We start from the raw sequence: 26081 nt of genomic DNA, 5'->3' as shown, positions 1-26081 counted from the left end.
TTAAAGGTGTTTTTTTATGAAAAACAAAATCTCTTATTTAATCATTAAATTAGCTGGCGCAGGTTTCTCACTGTCTCTTTTCTTTATGTTTATTCTGACTGCTTCAAAGATTGATATGTATCAATTTTCTAGAGACATATCCAGCCCTCTTCTATGGTTGGCTTTTTTCGGATATGGGTTTATTTGCTCTATTATGATTGATTTCATCCTTGGGAAGTTCTTACAAAAAAGCCTTTCTAACAAAGTAATTTTGTATGCAGTGGCAGGATTCTCGATATTCTTCATATATGGCTTTAGTATATTTACAATTATCGCCGGTACGATTGGAGCTTTAGCAGCAGTATTTTTTTGTTTTGGAACGGCAATCGCTAACCAAAATTCTGTATTTAAGTATATATTTGCATTCGTGATGCCGATCATTTTTTTAATCATCATAAACGTCGATTTCACGGTTAAAAAACAATGGACGGAAGTAAAAAGCAACACATCATTTTCCGCAAGTTTTGATTTTTTTAATGGTGAACAACAAATACCGATTAAAGCAAAAGCAGGGCAAACGGTTTCCGCTACTATAATACTAAGCAATGAAAATGGGGGCGGAAACGGTCAGCACGTACTTAATGAAAAAGGAAAATTGGTTCCGATGTATGAGTCGACTGAAGAGCGTATCAAATTCAAGGCTGAAAAATCTGGTGTTTATAGAATTGTTATTACGGGTGATGATTTAAAGGGAAGTTTTTCAGTTGATTGGGAAGTTGCCGAATTATAGAAAATCCACCCCAAAAGTTTCTAGGGTGGATTGGATTAACCATCTTTACTGGGCCAACTTACCTTTTCTCTCTATTTTCCGTTCTATTTTTCTTAACATATCTTTCGTCATTTTTTCCAAATCATAATTTGATTTGAATCCCCAATCCTCCCGAGCTGCAGAATCATCAATTGAATTCGGCCAGCTTTCAGCAATGGCTTGTCGAACAGGGTCAACTGAGTAATCTAATTTGAAATTGGGGAGATGATGGCGGATTTCTTTTGCTATTTCTTCGGGTTCTACGCTCATGGCTGTAATATTGTATGCATTGCGATATTTCAAACGGGCAGGATCTGCTTCCATCAACTGAACAATCGCCTGCAACGCATCGGGCATATACATCATATCCATGTATGTTCCTTTATCGATAAAAGATGTGTATCTACCCTTTTCAACAGCATCATAATAAATTTCAACTGCGTAATCAGTCGTCCCCCCGCCCGGTGGTGCCATATATGATATTAATCCTGGAAAACGAACGCCCCTTGTATCCACTCCGAATTTTGTAAAATAATAATCACATAATAGTTCCCCGGAAACCTTATTTACACCATACATTGTTGTAGGACGCTCGATGGTCACTTGTGGAGTGCGATCTTTAGGAGTAGAAGGTCCGAATGCTCCTATCGAACTTGGCGTAAATAACTTCAGACCTAACTCCTTTGCTGTTTCAAGCGCATTCACTAAACCACCCATATTTACATTCCAGGCAGCAAGTGGTTTTGCTTCAGCAACAGCTGATAACATCGCAGCCAAATGCATGATTGTATCAACCTGATATTTTTTAGCTAATTCCAACATTTTTTTACCGTCTGTTACATCTAAAGTTTCAAAAGGACCTGATGTAGCCGCTGCCGATTTGTCCATACGAATATCCGTTGCAACTACATTATCCTTTCCATATATACCGCGAAGTTTTATAACTAATTCCGTTCCAATCTGACCCAATGCTCCCGTAACCATAATCTTTTTCATAGAGCTTCCTCCAGAGGTGAATTAGATAATCTCCAAATCCTTTCCAACTTTTTCATATATGGCAATGGCTTGATCAAGCATTTCTTTAGTATGTGCCGCGGTCGGCATGTTACGGACACGCCCTGTTCCTTTTGGCACTGTCGGAAATACGATTGATTTTGCATATACACCTTCTTCGTATAGGCGTTTACTAAATGTTTGAGTTGTTTTTTCGTCTCCAATAATGACAGGTGTAATCGGTGTTTCACTATGACCGATATTGAATCCAAGTTTTTGTAGACCTTTTTTCAAATAGTCGCCATTCTCCCATAAACGCTCATTGAGTTCAGTACTCTCCATCAATATCTCAATTGCTTTCGTTGCAGCTGCAGCATCAGCAGGTGTAACAGCAGTTGAAAATAAGAACGGACGGGATCTTACTTTTAACCAGTCGATTAATTCCTTTTTCCCGGCGACGTATCCCCCGACAACACCAATTGCTTTCGACAACGTACCGATTTGAAAATCAACTTTGTCCTGGAGACCGAAGTGTTTTACTGTACCCGCCCCTTTTCCTAGTACACCTGAACCGTGGGCATCATCGACATACGTAATCAAGTCGAATTCTTCAGCGATTTGGATGATTTCAGGAAGCTTAGCGATATCACCATCCATCGAAAACACACCATCGGTAATAACCATAATTTTATTAAATTGACCTGATTCCTTTGCTTCTTTTGCTTTCTTCCGGAGATCATCCATATCCGAATGATTAACACGGATGATTTTTGCTCTTGATAAACGACAGCCGTCTATGATTGATGCATGATTCAACTCATCTGATAAGAGGCAATCGTTTTTATCCATTACCGCTGAAATCGCTGCCATATTACAATTAAAGCCAGACTGATACGAAATAGCCGCTTCCGTTCCTTTAAATTCAGCTAATTTTTCTTCGAGTTTATCGTGAAGCTTTAAAGTACCATTAATGGTTCTAACGGCACCCGCTCCGACGCCCCATTCATTTACAGCATTAACAGCTGCTTTTTTTAAGCGCTCATCTGTTGCCAGTCCTAAGTAATTATTCGAAGATAAATTAATTTGCTTTCTTCCATCCAATGTAATGATGGGACCATTCGCACTTTCGACTGTTTCAATTTCATTATAAAGACCTTGGCTTCGTAATTGATTCAGATTCTCTGTTAAAAATTGATCCAATGTATGACTAGACATATTCATCCCTCCATTATGGAATTGTCCCAATGTAAGCGCATAATATACATATGTCCACCTGGCAGGAACACACTTACACGATTAATGCTGTTATTATATATATAATATCATAACCTTAAAAAAATGTTCATATGATGAGGACAAAATATCATAAAAAAATAAGCGGGATTTAACACAATGTTAAATCCCGCTTATTTTGTAATATTATGCTTTTCCAGCACTCTGACACATATTAATTTTATCTGCAGCTACTTTTTTAAGTTTTGTTATAGCATCGCTAAAATATTTACGAGGATCATTTTGATCTGGATAATCAATTAAATACTGACTTAAACCTGCTACAAAGGCATTTTTCAATTCCGTCGCAATATTTACTTTACAAATTCCCATCCTAATCGTTTCTTGAACTAAGACATCTGGAAGTCCAGAGCCGCCATGAAGGACAAGTGGAATATCTACAACTTCGCGAATTTCCCGCAAACGGTCCAAATCAAGCTTAGGCTCCCCCTTATATAAACCGTGGGCAGTACCAATCGCAACCGCCAGAGAATGGATTCCGGTTCGCTCAACAAATTCATTTGCCTGGGCGGGATTTGTGTAAATGGCATCTTTTTCGTCCACACTCATATCATCTTCTATACCACTTAATCTCCCTAGCTCTGCTTCAACAAATACGCCATAATTCGAAGCGTAATCCACAACTTCCTTTACAATGGCTATATTTTCTTCGAAGGGATGATGGCTCGCATCAATCATGACTGAACCTACTCCCATATCAATCAATCTTTTTATATCATCAATACTTTCATGGTGATCTAAATGAACTTCAAATGGAATATTATATTTTTTTCTAGCAGCTTCCATAATACCAATAAGAAATTCTTCCCCCATATATTTAACCGTTCCCGGTGTCGCAGCAAGAAGGACTGGTGATTGCATTTCTTCTGCTGTTTCAAGAACTGCCTTTGCGATTTCTAAATTGTGGATATTGAACGCTGGAACTGCGTAATTTCCAGCTTGTGCTAGTTGTAATAGATTCTGCGAGGCATTTGTCATTTTATTTTTCCTCCTCGAAAGGATAGATTTGTACACCCTGAACTACGCGGTTAATCACACCCGTTGGAGATGGATTGTCAGGTGATAGACCGCTATGAAGAGACTTTTCATACGCTAGCATTTGCGCAAAAATAATATTTGGGAATGCTAGCAGCATATCTTCTTCAGCAGATAACGGAACATTCATTTGATAGTCGCTATATTTCGCAACCTCTGGATCCTCTTGACCAGAAATTGCTACAAGCGGCCCACGAGCTTCTTCTGCATATAATTCTTTTAACATATCAATATCATACTTTCGTGTGTATCCGTTATTGGACAAGTAAACGACGATCATCGTTTCTTGATCAAGAATTGATTTTGGACCATGTCTAAATCCAAGAGTCGTATCGAACATCGTTGGGTAATTTCCAGACGTCAATTCAAGAAACTTCAGTGCTGATTCCCTTGATAAACCTTCGAATACTCCGGAGCCTAGATACACTAATTTACTGATTGGTAGTTTAACAAGCTCGGGTATCAATTTTTTACAAGTACTAAGTACCTCTTCCCCAGCCTTAGCAATTTCTTTTACTTTTTGTACAAATTCATCTTTATTTTTACTGAACAAATATATGGCCGTCAGCATCATTGTTGAGTAGCTGCTCGTCATCGCCAGTCCCTTGTCGTTCGCTTCTTCAGGAAGAATTAATACAAGCTGTTCATCTTTTTCTCGTTTTCGTTTTGCCAGTGCACCTTCGCTATTGCAAGTAATCGTAATTTCATAAAAGTCATTGATCATTTTTTCAGCAAGTTCAACAGCTGCAACACTTTCAGGACTATTTCCTGAACGGGCAAATGACACCATAATGGTTGGAATATTTTTATCTAAAAAAGAAAAAGGTGAGGACGTAAGATTAGTCGTTGAGATCGTTTCCGCTTCCCACCCTCTTTCTCTAATGGCGCCGCGAACATAAGGATAAATCGTTTCACCAATAAACGCACTTGTTCCTGCGCCAGTAAAAATAACTCTAGTCTGAGCATGCTTCTCATCAATTGCTTGTAAGAATAGTTCTATTTTTTCCTTTTCCGTGGAAAATTGTTCAACTGCTTTTACCCATAATGCTGGTTGTTGCTCAATTTCTCTCATTGTATGTGATTTCTCCATGTTTATCCAACCTTTCTTTAGTTTAATTCTACTGAATAAGTAAACTTATCTCCTCTTGCAATTGTGACCGTGTACTCGATCACGGCATCTCTCTCAAAACTTATTCGGTTAATTAAGAGACTCGGCTCTCCTTCATGGATGTTTAAAAGTATGGCCTCTTTCTTTGATGTCGGAATGGCTGAAAATCTTTCCGTAGCCTTTGTAATGATGGCTTGATATTTATCGCGAAAAAGGGTATACATCGGCACCACTTCAAGATCATTTCCATTTAGATTAGGAAACCTGCTTAAAGGCAAATATGAAATTTCATACATCATCGGCTCATCATCTGCGAACCTAAGTCTTGTTATTTTGTAAACTTTCATGCCTTCACTGATTTCCATTTTCTTTGCTATTTTTGCATCACTTTCTATTTCTTCAAATGCCAATACTTTTGAGGATGGTATTTTATGAATCTTTTTCATTTCTTCTGTAAAACTATAAAATTTGAGCAGGCTTTGATTGATGACTTTTGGAGATATGAACGTCCCTTTACCATGTTGCTTATAAATTAATTTTTCTTTTTCAAGTTCCTGCATCGTCTGTCTAACAGTCGTACGGCTAACATTATACATCTCACATAATTCACGCTCTGAAGGTAGCTTATCATGATCTTTAAGCTCTCCAGAATCAATTTTACCAATAATAATATCCATTAGTTGGTAATAAAGTGGCAAACGGTTATCCTTTTCGACCATCCTCATTCCTTCTCCTTAAAATTACAAATCTTTATGTGTTGTTATGTTGTCATTACCAGTTGTGTATATTATATCATGTATGGAAAAAAATTGAAGGGTCTTTCGTATTAAAATTCAAAAAGTAAAACCCTCTTGCAATTGCAAGAAGGCTTTTTATGATTTTATCTAGATTGATTCAACATTAAATGGTCCAGTTCCTCAATCATAAGATTTATTTGTTCTTGTTTCGAAACCTTACTGTAAATTGTTTCTAATTCATCTTGGCATTTTTTTGCCTCAGCTAAATATAATTTTCCCAATTTCATTTGTTCACGATACCGTGCCTCAATATTGGCAATTTCTTCAGCAAAAGCCTCATCTGTTCCAGGAGCGACAGTCAATTCATACATATCAACGACTTCATCACCAGGTCTAGTTGGAAAATATTCATGTGGCTGTGTGCTATCAAATACAGCCCAGCCTAGTTCCCGAACTAACACCATATCAAGGCTTTCAGGGTCAAATCCGCAATGATAAATTTCAATATCATACCCTTTGTTTTTAGCTTCGGCTACTATTTTTTTTAATATTGTAGACTTTCCCGTGCCTGCCCGCCCTTTTAAAAAATATCTCGCATGTAAACCTTCTGTGATATTATCAACGAAATCGACTGGCCCTATTGGCGTTGCGGCTCCAAGAAAACGGCGTACTATTCTAGGGTCTTTACTTTCTGTAGTAACAGGTTTTTTAAACAAAGTTGAAATTAGCGATTTTGCGACATTATCCGCTTGATCAAAATTCATTTGATCAATATAAATACGCTCCCACTCATCATGAACTTTAAGTCCAGTCTCATAAGCTTTATAGGCACTAAGATAAGATTGTTCCATTTTTAACTTTAAGTTTATGACCTCATCCATCTCTCCATCTAAATGCGCGGCTCTATCAGCTTGATCCAAATCGATCGTTTCCCACAATGATCCAATAAACTCTTTCCCCACTTCATGGGGTGAGTCACCGTCCACTATAGCAAAATCTAACTTTCGAATAATCAATCCCTCAACATCATCAGGATTGCTTGCACTATGAATAATCTCCATTGGAAGGTCAGATTCACTCCACTTTTGGATTAAATGATGAATAATCTTAGATTTTTCTTTTCTCGACTTTCCCGATAAAATAAAAACCCTTTCCAAATCCGCTAAATTCGAGTCATACAAATTATAAAAACCCTTTGCAGTATTTCCTCCAGCAAAGTATCTCAATATTTTACCGCTCATCTATCGTCAACTCCTGTTGAAGATTCGTTTCAAATTAGCCTATGCGAACCAGCTTGGCAAAGTCCATAATCAATAAAAAAACCCACTTTTTGTATCTTCTACATTATGCGAATCTTGAAAAGAAGTATGCAGTTTTCTTTTTAATCAATCGTTTGATTAGATATATGTTCATATATGTTCTCATTTTCTACCTTGTAAAACGATTCGGAGCTACATTGCTCACCATTTCACTTTTTAATCAATCGTTTGATTAGTACTTTTTCCGCTTTCTTCTCTTTTTCAACATTCGAACTAGTAGTTGCTCATCTTTTCACGATTTAATCAAACGTTTGATTAGATGTATGTCCTCATTTTCTACCTTACTAAACTATTAGGAGCAACATTGTTCAAGATTTCACTTTTTAATCAAATATTTTATTAGTCTTCTTGATTTTATACACCACTTTGCTTACCGATTCACAAATTAATCAAACGTTTGATTAATTTTTCCTCCTCTTAATCAAACGTTTGATTAGATATATGTTCGCCTTTTCCAGATTTCAAAATTACAAATTTACAATGCTGTTATCCGCTTGGAACGCTATGACGTCCGCTACGCTTGGAACAGTGCTTGCTCCTCCTATCCTAAGCGTGGCCATTGCGCCGCATGCATTGGCAAATTCCAAAAGATCCGTATTTTTCTTTCCATGCAAATATCCATAAATGAGACCTGCATTAAAGGAATCTCCCGCGCCGGTCGTATCAACTGGGGTAATAGAGTATCCACTCGCTTTTGTCGTTTTCCCGAGTTCATCAATCATCATGGAACCTTTTGCCCCAAGCTTCACGACTACATTTTCATGTTTTTCAGGTAAAATCCCTTCTACATGACTCACATCATTTAAGTCAAAAATATTATTTATTTCTACTTCGCTCGGAATAAATAAGGTTACATCCTCCATCAAGGAAAGGATTTTATCTCGATCCCATTCTTCATTAGGATCCCAGCCTGTATCAAATGATGTCGTCACATTTTTTGAGCGAGCTTGAAGTAAAACATCCTTCCAATGCTTTTTCATGTTTGTCTGTAAAAAATATGATCCGAAATGGATGTGGTCCGCTAGATCATAGATTTCTCCCGGTATATCTTCAGGTCCTAACTCGGAAATCGTACCCATATATGTAAGTAGCGCCCGATCTTTAGACGTTGATAGCGACAGCGTAACCCCTGTTTGGATATGGGGAACTAGTTTCACATAACTTGTGTTAATTCCCTTTTTCTTTAATTCCTCCACACAGAAATGCCCGAATACATCGTCGCCCACTAGACCAACAAAATAAACATCCATTCCTAAACCAGCTAGTCCTGCTGCAGTAATACATGACGAAGATCCTAAAACTAGATCAAATGAATCTACTAATTTCTCTTGGTTCCATTGCGGGTCAACATTTTCCCCCGTCATAATCAGATCAACATTAATTTCTCCAATGATAAAAACTTTCTTTTTAGTCACGACTTCTCCCCCTATAAGTTTTAAAAAGGCCTCCAATTATTAATAAATTGGAAGGTTCATTCTACTGTCTTTCGCTTTTCCCTTAATCAAACGTTTGATTAGATATATGTTCGCCTTTCGCCTCAAGGATTCCTCTTATATTTCTTTACTTTTTTTGGGACGAAAAGGTATTCTTATAAAATCAATCGCTTTTCTCGTTTCATCAATATGGGTAACAGTTTCTTCATACTGTTGAGATGCCACACACATAAAAAGAATATCAATGGCGTGCAGCTGGGCGATTCGAGATGATGTAGCGCCGCTTCGAAAAGTAGGTTCCCGCGTAGCGGATGTATAGAGGCGAATATCGGCTTGCTCCGAAACGATGGATGAGCCATATTTTGTTAAGCTTATCGTATTGGCCCCTACCTTATTTGCCAATTCCAGTATTTTTGCTACTTCAATCGTGTTGCCGGAAAAAGAAATGCCTACAACCACATCTTCTTTCCCCAAATTCGCCACAACGGTAGCCGCCATATGAACATCATTAAATGCTGTAGCATGTTTATTAATTCGCAAAAATTTCTGCTGCGCATCTTGGGCAATGATGTACGATGCACCTACTCCAAAAAAATGAATGGATTTGGCATTTTCCAGTACATGAATGGCCTTCGTTAATTCATCTTCACTTAATAATTCTGCCGTTTCTTTTATTGTTTGAATACTGTTCGTGGTCATTTTTTCAATAATCGTGTATTTGGATTCATTCGGTTCAATATCTCGAATTTCTTGATGTGGAGTTTTTTGTAGATCGCCGGCAATCCTTAGCTTTAATTCCTGAAGGCCCTTTAAATCAAGCGATTTACATAATCGAATGACGGCTGCACCGCTAGTCGAGCTTCTTTTTCCTAATTCACTTGCAGTAAGAGATATCGCATCTCTTGGGTTTTCCAAAATATACTCTGCAATTTTCTTTTCTGAAGGCGGCAATTTTGTCAGCATTTCAGTAAGCATAACTAAACCGCCTGTTGCAATTGCCATTACTCACTCAACTCACTTATCAACAGTTTTTTTCATTACATGGAATTGGCGAGTGATTTCAAATCCTGTCTTTTTATAAAGATATCCAGCTGACGTTTTCTCTCCAGTCCACAGGAACCAAGCACCATGCAAGCCTTCAGATCGCATACTTTGAAGAGCTTCATGCAATAATATTTTCCCTAGTCCTTTTCCTTGTTGCTCGGGGTCTACTCCAAATGGACCAAAACGTTCAGGAATTCCTTCATATCCGCCATATATACAAAAGCCTACCATTTTTTCTCCATCTCTAGCAACAAAAATCCGTTCCATTGGCAGCCCTTGTATGATTCCTTCACGAATAGCCCTTCCCCAATCGGGATTGAATACCTCATTGGCAAAACGAATTACATCATATAAGTCTTTATCCTCTGCTTTAGAAAACGTATAGCCTTCTTCAATTCTCTGATTCTTCAACTTTATGACATCTTCAGGAACTTGATAGCCAACTAGACTCAGGTCCATTGCAACTGGAGAATACAATTTATCAAATCCTTGCTTTTGTAAAAATTCATACGCACCAGGGTAAGCAGCTTCATCAATACCAGGCAAAATATAATTAGGAGCATATGAAGCAAAAAATATATTGCTTCTGCCTTCGGATTGTAAGAACTCGACAGCATCATTCATTAATTGAGATCCGATACCCGATAAACGATAGTTGGGATGAACAAAAAAGAATGGAATCCACCCATTATCAGGCTCCAAATCAGTACCATACATCGGCAATAATCTTCTAACCGCGTAAACACAACCGACTAATTGATTGTCTTCATAAGCCAATCGCATTCCTTTCGGATCAAAATTAGCATCTAGCAATACGAGATTACGAAACCTTTTTTGATTGATTGGATCTTTTAGCAGGCTTTCATTCCATAAGCTGATAATTTCAATTTCGTCCCCTGATTGATAAGAGCGATATGTAGTCATCTAACCAAACTCCTTACTATCTTTATTTGTATAACAAATATGGTTCTCTTTGTTTTGCAAATTGAGTAATTAGTTTTTCGCATGATTCCAAAAAATCAACCGTATTTCCATTTAAAATTTCGTTTCGCAGCCCTTTCGTTCCTGCCAATAAATCAAAGAAGAATTTCCCGTTTGGATATTCATTAAATTGAAAGTCATTCGGATACATTTCTGCAATTATTTCTAATAATGTCAGCCCTGTTTTCAACGCATGTACTTTATGACGATCCACTACATGTATTTGAATCCCTTCGCATACAGAATTCTTATGTTTTTGATAAGTCGGCACAAATGACACGGGTCTTGCTAATACTCCTGGTACATTTTTTTGATTAAAAGTTTTTGCTAATCGGTATCCATCTATAAAAGGTGCACCTACATATTCAAATGGCTTCGTCGTCCCCCTGCCTTCAGATAAATTCGTTCCTTCCACTAAACATGTTCCCGGATATAAAATACTCATATCGAGTCCTGTTGTATTTGGAGAAGGAGGAACCCAGAAAAGGTTCGTCTCGTCATAATACATATGACGTCTCCAACCTTTCATCGGGACAACGGTCAATTTACAGTTAATGCTGAACTCATGTTTATACAAATGGGCAATCTCCCCAACAGTCATGCCATGCCGATTTGGAATTGGATAGAGTCCCACAAAGGACCTTACATCTTCTTCAACTAAGTTCCCTTCCATTGAAAGCCCTGAAATTGGATTAGGCCGGTCCAATACGACAAACTCTTTACCATGCTCAGCACATGCCTCCATCACATATGCCATCGAATAAATGAATGTATAGTATCTTGCACCAATATCCTGTAAATCAAAAACGATGACATCAATAGGATCCAACATTTCCTTTGAAGGTTTTTTGGAAGCTCCGTATAAACTATAAACAGGAATTCCTGTATATGGATCAATCGATGATTCAACAGCTTCGCCTTCTTTGGCATCTCCCCTTATTCCATGCTCGGGGCCGTAAAGTGCAACCAAATTGATATGGGGATGCTCATAAAACAAATCAATGGCAGGGACTAAATTTCCATTTACACCAGTCATATTCGTAAGAAGCCCGATCCTCTTACCACTAAATTGCTTGTAATTTTTCTCTAAAAAAATGTCTAAACCTAAACGCATGATATCACCTCATCTCTTGTGGAAATATGAAGAACAGCCTGATTTTACAGGCTGTTTTTATAGTATTCTTTTATAATGGCTATTTTCTTAAAATTTGTTCTTTTTGTAAAAGCCCAAGAGCCGGCTTTTACGCCTAATAAGGAAGTTTAGCGGTTTTTATTTAGCTGGTAGCTCTTTTCCCATTTTAATATCAGTTCCGAGGGTAAAATCTATTTCTCGTTATTTAGCTACAACTAATAGCAACAATGTTTGGGAAAAGAGCCTTTATAATTCATACCCAGGCAATGATCCGCCTTTTCTTACATTCGTTCCTGTTGGGAATTTTAATGTTTGGGCATATTTTGTACGGTTGACACATCCCCTTACTGTACCAAGGGCTTTATAGTAATCGTAATAACGGAAGGAAGTTGAATTCATGATGAACCAATAGTGTGACAAAGCCTCTAAATATGTATCAAATTCTTCTGATACGTCGATGAATAGATCAGGATCATAGCCATCCATGTCTTCCCAGTTTTCACTATGATAGAAGCTATAGTAATGTGCTGGAAGACCTTCTAAATCAAAACCAGGAAGTCCAGCTTTCAATTGGGCCGCGTGTACAATTCTGTACGTCATAATATGATCGGAATGAATGCTATTTTCCCAGTGCGTAATCACGACGTTTGGTTTTAATTTCCTCATCCAAGTAGCAACATGAGTGATAATCTCATCGTTAAAAGTGAGTTCAGCATCTTTATAGTCTAATGTGATTGTATTAACACCAAGCACTTCAGCCACTTTTTCAGACTCTCTAACTTTTTGCTCGCGATAATCTTCTACCGAAATATTAGGCGGGTTTCCTTTTTCACCTGCTGTCAGATGCAAAAATGTGACATTATGTCCTGCTTTTGCATATTTATGGGCTATTGCACCTGCTTGAATTTCTGCATCTCCACAGTGAGCTCCTACTACGACTAAATTCATGATTTTTTCCTCCTTGTAACTACTTTTTATATTAATCTATTAAGATTAACCAATAATTCACGTTAACGCTTACATTTAACTAAGTAAAACCCGCTTGGCTATATTTCCTAACCAAGCTGGATTTCTTTTGCCTTTAAGATAGCCTCTCTTAATAATCCATCAGTCTCTTGAAGCAATTGAGTCGCCTCGTTAAAGGGCACCTCACCCAATATCATTAAAATAGCCGGTTTTACCTTTTGATTAGTGATTTTTAAAAACTTTTCAGCTTCCTCTGGAGAAACGCCCGTAATCGTTATCACCATATTGCGGGCTCGCTCCATTAACTTTTGGTTGCTTGCATGAAGATCGACCATTAGGTTGTTATACACTTTTCCCATTTTAATCAGCGATGCAGTGCTCAACATATTTAGCACCATTTTTTGTGCAGTTGCTGCTTTCAATCGTGTCGATCCGGTTAACACTTCCGGCCCTACAATCACTTCAATTCGATGGTCTGCATATTTACTGATTTCAGCATTTTTATTACATGAAAGAGATGCGGTTACAGCACCTATACTTCGAGCATATTCAAGAGCCCCTACAACATATGGAGTTCTACCGCTTGCAGCAATCCCCACAACAATATCGACTGCGCATAATCCTTTTTCCCTTAGATCATTCGCTCCACAATCTTTGCTATCTTCAGCACCTTCGACAGCCGTTTTAATCGCTGTATCACCACCCGCAATAATACCTTGCACCATTTCGGGGGATGTGCAAAAAGTTGGGGGACATTCAGATGCATCTAAAATACCAAGCCGACCGCTTGTTCCTGCACCAATATAAAAGAGTCGACCGCAGTTTTTAAAAGAATGATGAATGGCATCTATTACTGCGGCAATATGCGGCAGTTCCCGATTAACTGCTTCTGCAACTATTTTATCCTCAGTATTCATAAGTTTAATAATTTCCAATGAAGACATTTGATCAATATTCATTGTACTCTCATTCATTTGTTCCGTTGTTAGATTCGAAAGGTTTTTCTGCATTCATTTCATACCCGCCTTTCTTTAAATGTTCTAGAACGACAACATAATAGAATCTTCATGTTGTTGAGTTCATTATACATGGAATTACCTGGGTATGAAATAGTAATTTAATGAAAATAAACTAAAAGTGAATTTATATTTCAATATTATTCAACTAAAAAAGGCCCCAGTAATGTGCCTGTATGAAAACACTCTTACTGGGATCCAGGCATATTCTCAGTTCTGCGATCAATGGCGATATTTTGTTTAGCTGCCCTGCTAATTTTCATCCAAAGTGCTGCAAACCCAACGACCCCTAATAAAGAAATCATGGCACTCACAAAATACATCACATTAGGGCCTAGCTGTTGGAACATCCAGCCTCCGAAAATTCCTGCGATGATACCGGAAATTCCGCCCCATGTAAGTGCATAAATCGCTTGGCCACTTGCCCTTAATTCGACTGGAACAAGTTGTGCAGTCAACGTTGTGCCGATATAGTAATAGCCTCCAAATGTGATGCAATGGAGCATTTGAAAGAACACAACTTGCAAAGGTCCTGTAGCAATCGACATTAAGTACCAACGGAAAACAAATAGGATACTGATTAAAACTAATAAGCCAAACATTGTAGGTGTATGTTTTTTCAAATAACGATCGAATAACAAAAAGACTGGCACCTCAAAAATAGCTGTCAAAAATGCCGACCAGCCGACAAGGACGACGGAACCCCCTAGTTCCCTAATATAAAGAGACAAAAATGTATGATTGATAGAGTTTGGAACTGAAATCAATACTCCTAATATGACAAAAACTAAAAAGTATTTATTCCCTAATAATGCTTTTCCATATCCTCCTTTTTGGATTGCTTTCGTCCCTTCCACTTTTCCCCGTGGTAATTTCAAGCCGATAAGGATTGTCACAATAATCATGACACTATACAATATCCACAGGTTTTTGATCCCTACAATATTAATAAGCGGCCCAGCAGCTACTGCCATTAGTGCCCAGCCAAGCGACCCCCAAAGGCGAAAGGTTCCAAACTTATACTTCGTTCCTTCAATCGTGTTTAAAATCAAACTATTACTTTGTGAAAACAATGGTGATTGAAAATTAAAGAAAAGCAGCATCGCTAAAAATACGAGAGGAAGTGCGTTAAATTGGAAGACGATTTGTACAACGATGACATTTCCAATTAACATAATAATTAAGATGCGCTTTATATTTTGAAGACGATCGCTCCAGTAACCCCAAAAAGGGTTGGCAAAGATGGAAACGAACGGCCCTCCCGCGAGTAGCAATCCAATTGTTACAGTGCTAAAACCTACTTCTTGGAAATATAAGGGGAAGTAGGACATTAAGACTGCAAGTGCCCCATAAAGTGAAAAATTAAATAATTTTACAACTAATAACGATTCTTTTTTAGCCATTTATCACACTGATGTCCTTTCTAACCTTCTGACCTACAGGCTGATATTTTCTCCATATACTAACTAACTTCTACTGCTTTCCCAGTTCTAGCAGACTCGTAAATCGCTTCGACTAATACAAGCGCCCTAAGCCCGTCTTCTAAAGTACTCTTTGGCTCATCTTTCCCTTTTACACAGTCTATAAAATGCTTTACTTCATACGCATGCCCTTGCTGCAATTCATCATTTGGAGATGGGAAGCTCCAGCCTTTTGTCGATACAACATGTGGCTTTAGGCTTGATAATTCTTCAAGCGATTTCCCGTAGCCTGGGTGGCTATGGACTCGAAGTCCTCCAGCATCATGTGTTGTGCTCACATAAGCTGTCCCCTCTTTTCCGAATACTTCTAGGCGGACATCCATCCCACCAGTTATCGCCCAGCTAATTAATAATTCGGCGATTCCTCCATTTTCAAACCGCAATATAACTGCAGCCGTATCCTCGGAGCCGTTTTTACAGTACTCGTCCCATTTCAATACATCCATTTCTGCATACACTCTTTTTACCTTCGATCCCATTATCCATTCTAATGTATATAGACCATGGATGCCCATATCGATGGTTGCACCGCCGCCCGCAAGCTCTGCGTCCCAGAACCAATCACTATGAAATGGACCATTATGGATTTCATTTGAGCGGAGCATAATAATATCCCCTAATCCGCCTTCGTCAATGATTTGTTTGATTCGTACGAGCGCAGGCTTATACCGCATATTTTCACCATAAACTGCCATGACGCCATTTTTATTTGCAGCATCTACAATCTCTTGCGCCTCTTTCGTATTCATTGCGAGTGGCTTTTCAATCAAAAAAGGTTTTTTCGCTTCGATGCAGGCCATCGCCATTTCATAATGCAGATGGTTAGGGGCCGTAATATCAACACAATCAATTTCAGGATCCGAAACGAGTTTACGCCAATCGTCTGTCCATCTTTCTACATTAAATTCGTTTGCCACTGCTTTGGCATTTTCAATACTTCTTGACGCAAACATCCCGATTTCGATGTCGAACATCTGATAGCCGATTGCATGTCCTTTACCCATAAAGCCAGTTCCAATGATTCCAACTTTCACGTCTTTTTTACTCATTGTATCGCCCCATTATTGGTTTATTTTTTGCGCGGCTGCTTTATCTAGGATGACGACAAGATTAGGGTGAAGCTGTAAAACGGATGCCGGAATATCTTTCGTAGCGGGTCCTGTTAATGATTTAAAAATAATCTCGGCCTTACTTTCACCTTTAGCGAGTAATACTATTTTCTGAGCCATCATTATTGATTTAATCCCCATCGTAACGCCTTGCTTCGGAACATTGTCCAACGAACCGAATACAGATATTTTTGATTCTCTAGTATTTAAATCGATATCTACTACATGTGTATTTGTTTCAAAGGCTGTGCCTGGTTCGTTAAAACCGATATGTCCATTTAAACCGATTCCGAGAAATTGGATATCGATGCCCCCACACTCTTCAATCTTTTTATCAAATTGGATACATCTTTGTTGTAGATCTTCATGTTCAGAAAGGTCATTCAAAAAATTAATTTGATCTTTTCGTAGTTTAAGAGGTTTAAAAAACTGTTCTTCCATTCGATAATAACAGCTTGATTGATTTTGACTGGAAACTCCAACGTATTCATCTAGATTAAAAGTGGAAAACGTGCTTATATCCACTTTCTCATCTAATAACTTTTCCGCAAGTCTTTTGTGAAAGCCGACGGTCGTGTTTCCTGTCGCAAATCCAATCGTGGAATTCGGTTTGTTTTTTATTTGCGTTAAGGCGATTTCAGCGGCTTTGTCGTCAAATTTATTTTCTTCGAGTATAAGGATTTCCATCATTATCCGCCTTTCTCATGAACGCTTTTCATTCATCCAAGCAATACTTGCAGCACCAAGTAATCCGATGTCATTGTGATTCAAGGAAGTAATTGATATGCTTTTTAAACTATTCCTTGAGACTGGGAGCGCGTTTTCATCGACGTGCCGACGGATTTTTTCTAATAATGGCAGATGATTAAACACGCCCCCGCCAAAAACTAAATGCTCGGGATTAAATAGATTGACGATATTCGTTGATCCAATCCCCAATCCTTCAATTGCTTGGTCCGCAATGATAGTTGCTAGTTTGTCCCCATTTTCTGCAGCTTGAAAAATAGTACCTGAATGCAAATGGCCGTCTTCATGATAAGAAGCTAAAATGGAGTCAGGGTAAGCCTCAAAACCGCTCAGGGCTTGTTTGACCATCCCACCACCTGAACAAATTGTTTCTAAATAGCCATCTCCAAATCCTTCTCTTAGCCGGCCAATATACATATGCCCTACTTCCCCGGCATAATTAGTGATTCCCCTTATCAGCTTGGCGTTTTCAACCATTCCCATCGCAATTCCCGTACCTACATTCACATAAATAAAGTTCTTTGTTTCTTTCCCTATTCCCCACTTCATCTCGGCTAATGTAGCAGCATTGACATCATTATCCAAAAAGACGGGTACTTTCGTTTTCTCCAATATTAGTTGGGCAAGAGGGACTGGTTTTGTTATCGGGATATTAATCGCACTTTCCCAAACTCCATTTTCGGGGTTAATATGTCCTACTAAGCCGATTCCAATTGCTTTTAATTCGTCTGCACTTTTTACAAAATCATCAATTGCGGCAATAATGGCGGCAATTGCTTCATCTTGGGAATAACGATTCATTCGATATTTTTTGCTAGCAACTATTTTCCCTGTTTCAGTAACAAGACCTATTTGTATATTTGTTCCGCCAACATCTACCCCAAGCACAGCTTGATTCATACGACCAATACCTTTCAAACTTAATAAAATTGCCCTAAAATTATGTTTCAATAATTTCAGGGCTACTTTTAAGTCTTAGATGATTTTTATATCGTAACGGACGTGGATGTTGCCAAAGTATCAAGCTCTTCAGCAGACACTTCTTCTCCACGCTTATCAGAAAGATAGATTCCATCACTGATCAGCATTGTTTGTAGTGCAATTTGTGCTGTTGGCAACAGTTCTACTCTACCTTGAAGAGCGGCGATCCAATGATGTTGCGATGAATCGTAAGCGTCCTCATTTTCCCTTAGATTATGCCAGCGATAATCGAGTAAATCTAAGTTGACCGTGCTATCCATATCCATGTCGCAAACAGTGGAGTGGAAACTAAATTGATTTTGGCTGCCTTCTCCAAATACAGGTAATCGAATACCGCCTTTAGAACCTAAAATGCTCGGCCCTTCAAATCCGCCTAAATGAACAGACCAAGATTCGATAATATCAAGCGTGAGATTATTTTGGAATTTAACAAAACCTAATGCCAGCTCCTCAACGTCGAAATCACTTTCCGCGCGTCTTTTAGGATCCATGTCCATCTCTTGATACACTTTTCCAGAAATGCGGGTTGGCGTTGGCAAGTCTAGCAGATAGAGCATTTGTGCAATATGGTAGACTCCCATATCAATAAGCGCGCCGCCGGTAGCGGTTTCTTTTTTCGTAAAGAATTTTGTACCGTAGCCATCAACAAACGGACGATTCCTTCTTCTAAAGCCTGTTGAACGCGCATGATAAATATTCCCTAGTTTTCCCCCATCAATCAACGCTTTGGCAGCCTTTGTTTCTTTGCGATAAAGGGTGCCTAATTGAATATGGAGCATCTTACCTGTTTCTTTTGCAGCTTCCACCATTCTCTTACCGTCATAATATGTGCCCGCAATCGGCTTCTCGCAATACACATGTTTCCCTGCTTCTAATGCAGCAATCGTCATTGGGGCATGGAAATTATTATGTAAGCACACATCCACTGCCTCAATATCTTCTCGACTCAACAGTTCACGAAAATCAGTGTAGACGCTAGGGATATTGTACTGCTCCGCTACTCTCCTTGCTTCTTGCTCATTCACGTCGCATACGGCTACAATCTCCGCATCTGGGATATTTGCATAATTATTTAAATGTGATTTCCCAATTTGTCCGACACCAATTACTCCAATTCGTATCTTTCTCATCATATCCCTCCAATTCTATTAATCCATTAAACTTATAATGTAGCTAAAAGACGTTTTACTGTCCCTAAAATCCATTCAATTTCAATGTATTGATTTTTATCGGCATTATATTCAATTCCCCAATAGCCATCAAAGCCATTTTCTTGAAGCATACGAATTTTATCTTGTGCATCTTCCGTTACGGCAGTTCTTGAATCAAAATGAGTGTGACTAACCCATGGCGCCACCATTTCATCGCCCTTTTCAGCCTCTTCTTTCCATCTGCCAATATGTAGGAGGATTCCGAAGTTAGGATGGTCAACAGCTTCAGCAATCTTTTTCATTTGAACAGGGCTTAAGGAAGGCCCAATATGGTTTTCAGGTCCAACCGTATAACCGTGCTGTGCTCCGCGCTCACAATACTCCCTGTATCGTTTGACGATATATTCAAGCTGTTCATCAGTCATGCTCATATCAAAATCAGGATTATTGCCAAAAAAACCACCTGTATCGATACGTACTGTTTTAGCTCCGAGAATTTCGGCCGCATTAAGATGACCTAAAGCATTTTGATAAAGTTGTTCACGCTTGTCCGGATCTGCATCCCAAATATGCGCACCATCTATAGCATAGTTGATTAATGTCAGCCCCTTTTCGTCCATTGCCTCGCGTACCTTTTTCAAAAACTCTTCATCCGGAACCCTTGAGATATCAGGTTCACCTATCGTAAATTGTCCGTTCCAAATATCCACTGTGTCTAATCCGTAACGATATTTTACTGACTCCAAGTACCCGAAAATATCCATTTTCCCTTCTAGAAACGTGTTGAAGAATGAGTAGCCGCCAATCGAAATCTTCACTATAAAAAACCTCCTCTAGAGTAGTTTGATTAATTATTCCAGTGGATGAAATAATTAATCATATTATAACATTACGGTCTAATTAATCAATATATTACGAGTTTTTTTAAAACTTAATTCGTGAGATTTAGCGGACCGTTTTTGTTTTAAACATTTCATATAAACCTAATGTAGCAGCGCCGATTGCAGGTCCCTCATCTTTCCAATGGGATGTATTTACCGGTGTTGGATTTTCTGAACCATCTTCATATTCATGGATTAATTCTGTCAAACGCTTAGCAAGCATTTCGTTTGCAGCAATCCATCCACTCAGTATTAATTGTTCCGGGTTTAATAATTGAATAACATTTCCGCAATATTTAGCAACTTTATGAATGATTGAATTCATATCTTCCGTGTATGGCTCAATTCCATCTAGTGCAAGTTGAGTAAATTTCTCAATTGTCGCTTCTTTATCGCCTTCGATCAATTTATCTTGATAGTCTACTATTAGCCTTTGATATAATGCATCGATTCCGTATGGATGAAAATCTCCAATTCTTCCAGCCTGGCTCGTTGCCCCCCGATAGATTTGATTATTCATGACGAAGCCTGCCCCTGTGCCATAATCGATTAATATATAAACAATTGTACTTTTTCCTTTCGCCGCGCCACTAAAACGTTCAGCAAATCCAGCAGCTTCAATATCATTTACGATATGAATAGGAATATTAAACCGCTCACTCAGATTTGTTTTTATTGGGAAGTTTCGAACTTTTAAATACTTTGATCCTATAATTGTTTTTTGTTCTTCATCTATAATTCCGGGCACTGCAAGCCCCATCCATTTTATAAAATCATGATTAATGTTTTGCTGATTAAGAAAATGATCAATCGCCAGCGGTAACTTTTCACGAAGAGCATCTTCTCCAATAAAGCAATCCATCGTTTCTGTTCGGACGATGTCTCCCCGTAAATTAAGCATCATAAAACGCGAAGATTCCCTTGATAAGTCAATGCCAATCACATATCCATTTTCCGCATTGATATTCAGCATCGTCATTTTCCGGCCAACCCCGGAACCAGTTGTACCCGTTTCGTGAATAATTCCTTCTTTGATGGTCTCTTCCACTAAAACGGAAACCGTTGTTGGACTAAGTTTCGTTAGCCTCGCCAGCTCTACTCTTGAAATAGGTCCGTGGAGATATATAAGGTTTAATAAAAGGGACTTATTAATTTCCCTTAGCATTTGTTGATTGCCTCTGATTTTCATATGACACACCTTCGACATCTTCGTTATTTGTTTTCTATTATACATGAAACAGGGAAAAGTTAACTTTTTCACTAGCGCGGTGGAATGAGGATGACTTTTTCTTATAAGACTTCGGATTTAAATAGGGGATAACTTCAGGATATTGTTCGAACTTCTGATTGGATTGATGAGATTACTGGCATAATTGATGAAACTTCCGGCATGATTGATGAGATTGCCTTTATGATTGTTGGAATCTAGAGTTTAATTGGTGATATTTACGATATGATTGATGAGATTCCAGTGGAAAAAACGGACTCTCATAAAATGAGGTCCGATTCCTTATGCTTTATAACTGCGCCCGAATCAAATTATGTAATCTTGGTCTCAGCCTTAAAATCGCTTGCTGGTTTTTGGCATGTACTCGATTTGTTAATAAAATGACGTGGAGTTGGATTTCTGGATCAAACCACATACTCGTACCTGTAAATCCGGTATGCCCATAAGAAGAATAAGAAAATAAATCTCCACACGACAATCTAGGACTATGAATCTGCCAACCTAAACCTCTTCCCTCTTCATCAAACGGGGTGAAGTTTTGTTTCGAAAGGTCTAACGCGACTGTTGAAATTATCCTTTTTCCTTTAAAGCTTCCACCGTTTTCAATCATATGTGCAAAGTTGGCTAAGTCTTTCAACGTGGAAAATAATCCGGCGTGGCCACTCACTCCACCCATCGATTCTGCATTTTCGTCATGAACGATGCCATATTTGTAATCATTGAGTTTTTCACTATATTCTGTCGCGGCAAATCGCGCGCGGCTAAAGGTAAGATTGAATCCTGTTTCATGCATCTCCAAAGGAGCTAGAATCTCCTTTGAAACATATTCGGCAAATGGTGCATCTACTACTTTTTCAATTAATGAGGCCAGTAATATAAAGCCTAAATCACTATAAACTACTTTTTGCCCGACTGGATTTTCAAGCTTTTCGGCACATATCTTCTCAATGATTTGTGCTGTTTTTAATTCCTCTTCATAAAATGGCTTGTGTGCAGGCAAACCAGAAGTGTGTGTAAGCAAATGACGTATCCTTACCTCAGCTTTTCCGTTTTCATTGAACTCAGGAAAAAAGTACGAAACAGGGTCATCCAGTCGTATCTCACCTTTGTCCAGTAATTGTAACGATGCTGTCATCGTTGTCACTTTTTTTGTTAATGATGCAAGATCAAACACAGTATCCATTTGCATCAGTTCTTTTGTAGGAGTGAGAGTTCGATTACCGATAACCTCTTTTAAAATAGGAGTTCCTTTATAAGAAATGTAAATGGCAGCGCCGGGGATATTCTCTAAATCTATTTCTTTTTGCAAAAAATGGATGACTCTTTCTTTCATCTTCAACGCCCCCCTTTATAGTTGTTTTCGATATTTCCGGTATTCCTTCCAAATTTGATAACCCATTTTCCCATAGAAATCAACGATGGTAGTCCAATCAATTACAATTTTATTGATTCCGCGACTCCGCAATATCGAAATACCTGCCAATACGGCGGTCAATCCATAGCCATTTCCTCGCTCCGTTGAATCTATTCCTACAGATCCAATGCCACCGAGGGGTTCGGAAAACAACGGGGACCAGTACACATTGTTATAAATGACCGAAGAATGTTCATCACTTATTCGGCAAGAACCTATGATTTTTCCCGCTTTCTTTAAAACGACAAATTCTCTCCCGGTACCACCCTTTTGAAAATAACGAATCGTTTCATACTCCCATCTTCCCGGAAAGACCCGGTTCATAAATTTTAACATTTCGTCTTTATCCTTTAATGTTAAAATCTCTATTTCTATTCCGTCGAGGTTAGGCATTTCTGATTCCGCTGTTGAATCATAATTTGCGAGTAAATCATATTCACTCCCTAAGTATTCGTAGCCTCTATGTTCAAACCACTCGGAACTTTTTTCATATTCAGCTGGCACACTCGGAAAATAGTGCAATGGATCTCCGCCAAGTTGGATTTCTGTTGCTCCATCCGCCTTTAATGCCATTTCAGCCTTTTCTAATAACAGTGAACCTATTCCTTTATTTCGCTCCTCTTTACTGACTAGCAAAACTTGAATCCAGCCAACATCAGCGGGCATCGGAACAGGCATTGGATCTTGCCAGCGCTTACTGATGATAAAACCAATAACATGGTTATCCTCATCCACTGCCATCCATGATCCTGGAAGAAACACATTTTCATCTTCAAAGCTATTTTGTATAAACAACTCTCTCCGCATCGGAAACTCTTTGGAAAATTCCTTGTTCCATAAATCTATTAAATCATTAATTCTATTATTATTAAGTGGAATAATCTTCATACATTTCCTCCAAAATTCATTCTTCCATTAGGCGGGAGTGTGATAGAACCAAGAATGACTGCGCCATCCGCACCGGTTGCCTTAGGAACATTGGATTGTCTACCATTCATAGTTTCATTGCCTAAGATGGCGAATGCAATCGCTTCCTTTGCTTCAGACGAAAAGCCCATGTCTTCTTGAGTTAATACAGTGATATTCGGTAAAAGACTCCTAATCATTTGGATTAATGTTTCGTTAAATCCACCGCCGCCTCCAATAATCATTTCATCGATATGAGCTTTAGGAAATACAAACTGTTTATACGATTCCGCAATCGAGAGTGCAGTAAAATACGTAGCTGTTGCAATTAGATCCTCAGCAGGTAAATCACCGCATGACTGAAGTAATTGCTTTGTAAATTGTATACCGAATAATTCACGCCCCGTTGATTTTGGCGGTGCCATTTTGAAATAATCCATTGTCAGCCAAGATTGTGCCATTTCTTTATGGACAATTCCTTGAGAAGCCCATTTCCCTGCTTTATCGAAAGGTTTCCCCTTCAAGATTTTACATAGTTCATCGATAATCATATTACCGGGCCCCGTATCAAAGGCAATAAGGTCATCCAACGTGCATTGTTTTGGGAGCACTGTTACATTGCCGATGCCGCCAATGTTTTGCAATGCACGCCCCCTTGAATCACTCCTATATAGTAAAAAATCTGCATAAGGAACAAGTGGTGCCCCTTCCCCACCAGCTGCCATATCCATCGAACGAAAATTCGAAATGACTGTGATACCAGTCTCGTAGGCGATAACAGCAGGCTCAGCAATTTGCAATGTTGATTTAGCAAGCTGGCCATCTTGTTGTGGTAAATGATAAATCGTCTGCCCGTGAGAAGCGATGAAATCTATTTTACTTAACGGAACTTTTGCTTTCTTGCATACCATTTTTACAGCATCCGCAAATAAATAGCCTAGTTTGAAATGTAAGCTGCATATGAGTGCTGAATTCGATGTATCTAAATCCATGCTGCGTAATATTTCATCCCTAACATCAAAAGCAAATGGCACAGTAAAAAATGAGACTAAATCAACTTTTGTATGTACACCAAAGCCATTCAATTTCACTAATGCAGCATCAATTCCGTCAACAGAAGTCCCCGACATTAAACCGACAGCGAATTTCCCCATGCTATGCCCCCTTTTTTAAATATAAAAGTGCTACAGACAAAGCTCCAACGGCGGGAGTGACTTCATTTCTTATGAATTCTACATCCCCTATAAGTTTTTGAAGATGAGATTCGAATTTCTCTTTGACGTATGGATTTTTTTCTAATAAAGAGCCTTTGCATCCAACTTTTAAAGGGCCATCTAGTTCCAATTTCTTAAAAAGCGAAAAAGTTTGATTGCCCAATTGAACTCCAGCGTTACGGAAAAAACGTTGAGCTTCTTTATTTCCATTCTGCGCCTCTGCAAAAATAAATGACGATATAGAAGCTATTTCCCCTTTAGTAGCGTTGTATATAAAACCTTTTAATCCATCTGCTGAAGTAATGCCCAGCTCCTGTATCAATGCTTGCGAAAGTGGGGAATACGGCAATCCTTGATCAGCTTCTTTCGTTATTTGGCGAAAAACTTGAATCGCAATATCATATGCACTTCCAAAGTCACCTAGAATATGGCCCCAACCACCAGAGTAGCCTTCTTTTTCTTCATTTCTACCATAAGAAATGGACCCGGTACCCGCAATCGTCAAAATGCCATTTTGATCATTCAATAGAGCGTGGTAAGCGAGAACAGCATCATTTACAAAAATAGCTGGTATTTTCGTTTTATCGGAGAAAAACTCTTTAAAACGCTTACGATTCCCTTCTGCTTCAATACCTGCAACTCCCGCTACAATGGCTTCACAATCTTTGCCGTATTGACTATTCAGACAAGCAGCCACCGCTCCCCAAACATTGTCTAACGCCTCTTTAAAATTTACATTTGGATTTCCGTAACCCGTTTCAATTTGAAATACAATATTCTGTTGGGCATCCAATATCAGTCCCGTTGTCTTCGTCCCACCAGCATCAATACCAATTATATATGTCATCCCCATCCCCCTTTTTTAAAATTCCATTTCCCCATTATATAAATATTATAAAATTTAATTTCAATATTATTTTATATATGAATATCTCCCTTATCAAGAAGTTAAGAAAATAATGTATTTAAGCTAAGTGTGGGGCTAGGCTATTGTTTGGAACTATCTTGATATAGTCTAGTTGTAGAGGAAGTATGATAGATTCGCAATTTCAGTTGAAATCTTGATATAATTAGAAATAATTATGAAAGCAATTTCCCCTCGGATAATCAAAAAAGCAAAATAAG

24 protein-coding genes are annotated in these 26081 nt (G+C 38.5%); 1 reads left to right on the top strand and 23 read right to left on the bottom strand.

Annotation, left to right across the window (positions count from 1 at the left end):
- Positions 1–16: 16 nt before the first annotated feature.
- A complete protein-coding gene (locus tag NQ185_RS06280; RefSeq protein ID WP_257580744.1) occupies positions 17–769 on the top strand; it encodes a hypothetical protein in 753 nt (250 codons plus the stop codon).
- A 45-nt stretch (positions 770–814) separates the two neighbouring features.
- Here NQ185_RS06280 and NQ185_RS06275 read toward each other — a convergent pair whose 3' ends face one another.
- The 23 genes from NQ185_RS06275 to NQ185_RS06165 form a co-directional block, all read right to left on the bottom strand.
- Positions 815–1783: an L-threonine 3-dehydrogenase gene (locus tag NQ185_RS06275; RefSeq protein WP_257580743.1), complete on the bottom strand. Its 969-nt coding sequence runs from the start codon at positions 1781–1783 to the stop codon at positions 815–817.
- Positions 1784–1804: 21 nt separating this feature from the next.
- Complete coding sequence (locus NQ185_RS06270) at positions 1805–2995, bottom strand: glycine C-acetyltransferase (protein WP_257580742.1); 1191 nt, start codon at positions 2993–2995, stop codon at positions 1805–1807.
- A 204-nt stretch (positions 2996–3199) separates the two neighbouring features.
- Entirely contained in the window at positions 3200–4051 is an 852-nt protein-coding gene (gene gatY, locus NQ185_RS06265) for a tagatose-bisphosphate aldolase subunit GatY (protein WP_257580741.1), read from the bottom strand.
- A 1-nt stretch (position 4052) separates the two neighbouring features.
- A complete protein-coding gene (locus NQ185_RS06260; RefSeq protein ID WP_257580740.1) occupies positions 4053–5198 on the bottom strand; it encodes an SIS domain-containing protein in 1146 nt (381 codons plus the stop codon).
- A gap of 17 nt (positions 5199–5215) precedes the next feature.
- Positions 5216–5935, bottom strand: coding sequence for a GntR family transcriptional regulator (locus NQ185_RS06255; RefSeq protein ID WP_257580739.1), 720 nt, complete (start codon positions 5933–5935; stop codon positions 5216–5218).
- A gap of 161 nt (positions 5936–6096) precedes the next feature.
- Positions 6097–7194, bottom strand: coding sequence for a PRK06851 family protein (locus tag NQ185_RS06250; protein WP_257580738.1), 1098 nt, complete (start codon positions 7192–7194; stop codon positions 6097–6099).
- A 545-nt stretch (positions 7195–7739) separates the two neighbouring features.
- Positions 7740–8687, bottom strand: a complete 948-nt coding sequence (locus NQ185_RS06245) for a carbohydrate kinase family protein (RefSeq protein ID WP_257580737.1) — start codon at positions 8685–8687, stop codon at positions 7740–7742.
- Between the two features lie 135 nt (positions 8688–8822).
- Positions 8823–9707, bottom strand: coding sequence for a MurR/RpiR family transcriptional regulator (locus tag NQ185_RS06240; RefSeq protein WP_257580736.1), 885 nt, complete (start codon positions 9705–9707; stop codon positions 8823–8825).
- Between the two features lie 12 nt (positions 9708–9719).
- Positions 9720–10673: a GNAT family N-acetyltransferase gene (locus NQ185_RS06235; protein ID WP_257580735.1), complete on the bottom strand. Its 954-nt coding sequence runs from the start codon at positions 10671–10673 to the stop codon at positions 9720–9722.
- 22 nt (positions 10674–10695) lie between these two features.
- Positions 10696–11844, bottom strand: a complete 1149-nt coding sequence (locus tag NQ185_RS06230) for an exo-beta-N-acetylmuramidase NamZ family protein (protein ID WP_257580734.1) — start codon at positions 11842–11844, stop codon at positions 10696–10698.
- Positions 11845–12108: 264 nt separating this feature from the next.
- A complete protein-coding gene (locus tag NQ185_RS06225) occupies positions 12109–12810 on the bottom strand; it encodes a PIG-L deacetylase family protein (RefSeq protein ID WP_257580733.1) in 702 nt (233 codons plus the stop codon).
- Positions 12811–12917: 107 nt separating this feature from the next.
- Entirely contained in the window at positions 12918–13838 is a 921-nt protein-coding gene (gene murQ / locus NQ185_RS06220; protein WP_257580732.1) for an N-acetylmuramic acid 6-phosphate etherase, read from the bottom strand.
- A gap of 194 nt (positions 13839–14032) precedes the next feature.
- Entirely contained in the window at positions 14033–15247 is a 1215-nt protein-coding gene (locus NQ185_RS06215) for an MFS transporter (RefSeq protein WP_257580731.1), read from the bottom strand.
- Positions 15248–15306: 59 nt separating this feature from the next.
- Positions 15307–16374: a Gfo/Idh/MocA family protein gene (locus tag NQ185_RS06210; RefSeq protein WP_257580730.1), complete on the bottom strand. Its 1068-nt coding sequence runs from the start codon at positions 16372–16374 to the stop codon at positions 15307–15309.
- Positions 16375–16386: 12 nt separating this feature from the next.
- Positions 16387–17121, bottom strand: a complete 735-nt coding sequence (locus NQ185_RS06205; RefSeq protein WP_257580729.1) for a glucosamine-6-phosphate deaminase — start codon at positions 17119–17121, stop codon at positions 16387–16389.
- 15 nt (positions 17122–17136) lie between these two features.
- Positions 17137–18081 (bottom strand): ROK family protein, encoded by a 945-nt coding sequence (locus tag NQ185_RS06200; protein ID WP_257580728.1) that lies wholly within the window; start codon positions 18079–18081, stop codon positions 17137–17139.
- A gap of 86 nt (positions 18082–18167) precedes the next feature.
- Positions 18168–19292, bottom strand: coding sequence for a Gfo/Idh/MocA family protein (locus tag NQ185_RS06195; protein WP_257580727.1), 1125 nt, complete (start codon positions 19290–19292; stop codon positions 18168–18170).
- Positions 19293–19324: 32 nt separating this feature from the next.
- The gene (locus NQ185_RS06190) at positions 19325–20131 is read right to left on the bottom strand and encodes a sugar phosphate isomerase/epimerase family protein (RefSeq protein ID WP_257580726.1); all 807 of its coding nucleotides are present in this window, start codon (positions 20129–20131) and stop codon (positions 19325–19327) included.
- A 127-nt stretch (positions 20132–20258) separates the two neighbouring features.
- Complete coding sequence (locus NQ185_RS06185; RefSeq protein WP_257580725.1) at positions 20259–21383, bottom strand: ROK family transcriptional regulator; 1125 nt, start codon at positions 21381–21383, stop codon at positions 20259–20261.
- Positions 21384–21711: 328 nt separating this feature from the next.
- The gene (locus NQ185_RS06180) at positions 21712–22755 is read right to left on the bottom strand and encodes a serine hydrolase domain-containing protein (protein ID WP_257580724.1); all 1044 of its coding nucleotides are present in this window, start codon (positions 22753–22755) and stop codon (positions 21712–21714) included.
- Between the two features lie 15 nt (positions 22756–22770).
- On the bottom strand, positions 22771–23724 hold the full coding sequence (locus tag NQ185_RS06175; RefSeq protein ID WP_257580723.1) for a GNAT family N-acetyltransferase: 954 nt from the start codon (positions 23722–23724) through the stop codon (positions 22771–22773).
- Complete coding sequence (gene anmK, locus NQ185_RS06170) at positions 23721–24896, bottom strand: anhydro-N-acetylmuramic acid kinase AnmK (RefSeq protein ID WP_257580722.1); 1176 nt, start codon at positions 24894–24896, stop codon at positions 23721–23723. The genes NQ185_RS06175 and anmK overlap by 4 nt, the downstream gene beginning before the upstream one ends.
- 1 nt (position 24897) lies before the next feature.
- The gene (locus NQ185_RS06165; protein WP_257580721.1) at positions 24898–25803 is read right to left on the bottom strand and encodes a BadF/BadG/BcrA/BcrD ATPase family protein; all 906 of its coding nucleotides are present in this window, start codon (positions 25801–25803) and stop codon (positions 24898–24900) included.
- Positions 25804–26081: the final 278 nt, after the last annotated feature.

Origin of the sequence: Lederbergia panacisoli, assembly GCF_024626525.1 — a bacterium.
In the GTDB taxonomy this organism is placed as follows: Bacteria; Bacillota; Bacilli; order Bacillales; family Bacillaceae_C; genus Lederbergia; species Lederbergia panacisoli.
Note: the sequence above shows the minus strand (reverse complement) of the source record. Positions and strands in the feature narration are given on the sequence as shown.

Bases quoted from the DNA above. Each gene is read 5' to 3' on its own strand.
- NQ185_RS06250 (WP_257580738.1), bottom strand. From the start codon at position 7,194: ATGAGCGGTAAAATATTGAGATACTTTGCTGGAGGAAATACTGCAAAG.
- anmK (WP_257580722.1), bottom strand. From the start codon at position 24,896: ATGGGGAAATTCGCTGTCGGTTTAATGTCGGGGACTTCTGTTGACGGA.
- NQ185_RS06260 (WP_257580740.1), bottom strand. From the start codon at position 5,198: ATGGAGAAATCACATACAATGAGAGAAATTGAGCAACAACCAGCATTA.
- NQ185_RS06210 (WP_257580730.1), bottom strand. From the start codon at position 16,374: ATGAGTAAAAAAGACGTGAAAGTTGGAATCATTGGAACTGGCTTTATG.
- NQ185_RS06200 (WP_257580728.1), bottom strand. From the start codon at position 18,081: ATGAATCAAGCTGTGCTTGGGGTAGATGTTGGCGGAACAAATATACAA.
- NQ185_RS06205 (WP_257580729.1), bottom strand. From the start codon at position 17,121: ATGGAAATCCTTATACTCGAAGAAAATAAATTTGACGACAAAGCCGCT.
- murQ (WP_257580732.1), bottom strand. From the start codon at position 13,838: ATGCAGAAAAACCTTTCGAATCTAACAACGGAACAAATGAATGAGAGT.
- gatY (WP_257580741.1), bottom strand. From the start codon at position 4,051: ATGACAAATGCCTCGCAGAATCTATTACAACTAGCACAAGCTGGAAAT.
- NQ185_RS06185 (WP_257580725.1), bottom strand. From the start codon at position 21,383: ATGAAAATCAGAGGCAATCAACAAATGCTAAGGGAAATTAATAAGTCC.
- NQ185_RS06275 (WP_257580743.1), bottom strand. From the start codon at position 1,783: ATGAAAAAGATTATGGTTACGGGAGCATTGGGTCAGATTGGAACGGAA.
- NQ185_RS06230 (WP_257580734.1), bottom strand. From the start codon at position 11,844: ATGCGTTTAGGTTTAGACATTTTTTTAGAGAAAAATTACAAGCAATTT.
- NQ185_RS06255 (WP_257580739.1), bottom strand. From the start codon at position 5,935: ATGGTCGAAAAGGATAACCGTTTGCCACTTTATTACCAACTAATGGAT.
- NQ185_RS06270 (WP_257580742.1), bottom strand. From the start codon at position 2,995: ATGTCTAGTCATACATTGGATCAATTTTTAACAGAGAATCTGAATCAA.
- NQ185_RS06280 (WP_257580744.1), top strand. From the start codon at position 17: ATGAAAAACAAAATCTCTTATTTAATCATTAAATTAGCTGGCGCAGGT.
- NQ185_RS06180 (WP_257580724.1), bottom strand. From the start codon at position 22,755: ATGAAAGAAAGAGTCATCCATTTTTTGCAAAAAGAAATAGATTTAGAG.
- NQ185_RS06235 (WP_257580735.1), bottom strand. From the start codon at position 10,673: ATGACTACATATCGCTCTTATCAATCAGGGGACGAAATTGAAATTATC.
- NQ185_RS06165 (WP_257580721.1), bottom strand. From the start codon at position 25,803: ATGACATATATAATTGGTATTGATGCTGGTGGGACGAAGACAACGGGA.
- NQ185_RS06195 (WP_257580727.1), bottom strand. From the start codon at position 19,292: ATGAGAAAGATACGAATTGGAGTAATTGGTGTCGGACAAATTGGGAAA.
- NQ185_RS06225 (WP_257580733.1), bottom strand. From the start codon at position 12,810: ATGAATTTAGTCGTAGTAGGAGCTCACTGTGGAGATGCAGAAATTCAA.
- NQ185_RS06240 (WP_257580736.1), bottom strand. From the start codon at position 9,707: ATGGCAATTGCAACAGGCGGTTTAGTTATGCTTACTGAAATGCTGACA.
- NQ185_RS06215 (WP_257580731.1), bottom strand. From the start codon at position 15,247: ATGGCTAAAAAAGAATCGTTATTAGTTGTAAAATTATTTAATTTTTCA.
- NQ185_RS06175 (WP_257580723.1), bottom strand. From the start codon at position 23,724: ATGAAGATTATTCCACTTAATAATAATAGAATTAATGATTTAATAGAT.